This window comes from Thalassospira sp. UBA1131 (genome assembly GCF_002311515.1).
In the GTDB taxonomy this organism is placed as follows: Bacteria; Pseudomonadota; Alphaproteobacteria; order Rhodospirillales; family Thalassospiraceae; genus Thalassospira.
Genome location: NZ_DCAO01000030.1, coordinates 12690 through 13233 on the forward strand (window position 1 = coordinate 12690; position 544 = coordinate 13233).

A 544-nucleotide genomic window follows, 5' to 3' on the forward strand; every position below is an offset into this window, starting at 1 on the left:
CCCTCGCGGGTGAAGCCCAGCTTTTCAAATGTTCTGATCGAAGCATAGTTGTCCGGGTCGATATCGGCAAACACCCGGCGCGCGGTGGTATTTTCAAACAGATACCGGATCGCGGCATAAAGACCACGTGCGGCGTAATTCCGACCGCGCGCGGCCGGGGTCACCATGCAGGCGGCTTCCCAGACATCCTCGTCGCGTCCGACATTATAAAGCGCAATACGCCCAAGGGCCGGTCCATCCGGTGTCTCGCAGATCACCCATGATGTTGCTTCAAACCCGGTTGTCCATTCGCGCAATTTGGCAATCGTCGCATCAAGATCGGCAAAGGCCGGGTCCGGAAGCCAAGTACAGCAATCCGGATCACCAAAAATGCGGTGCAATGCGGCGCCATCTGCCGCCGGGTCAAGGGGACGTAAAAACATGTGGGGCTCTTTGGTAGGCGTTGGACGGTGGTGGTGATTGATCAGCTCAGGAACGGAAGGGGCGCACCGCCATAGACGTAAATCCACACCAGAAGGCCGCCGCCCAGCAAAATGCGATAGAT

The 544-nt window shown here is 57.9% G+C and carries 1 protein-coding gene; it reads right to left on the reverse strand.

The features are described 5' to 3' along the window. The coding region (locus tag B3Z49_RS04300) for a GNAT family N-acetyltransferase (RefSeq protein WP_296988462.1) at positions 1-422 on the reverse strand (422 nt) is incomplete at its 3' end. Between the last annotated feature and the right edge of the window lie 122 nt (positions 423-544).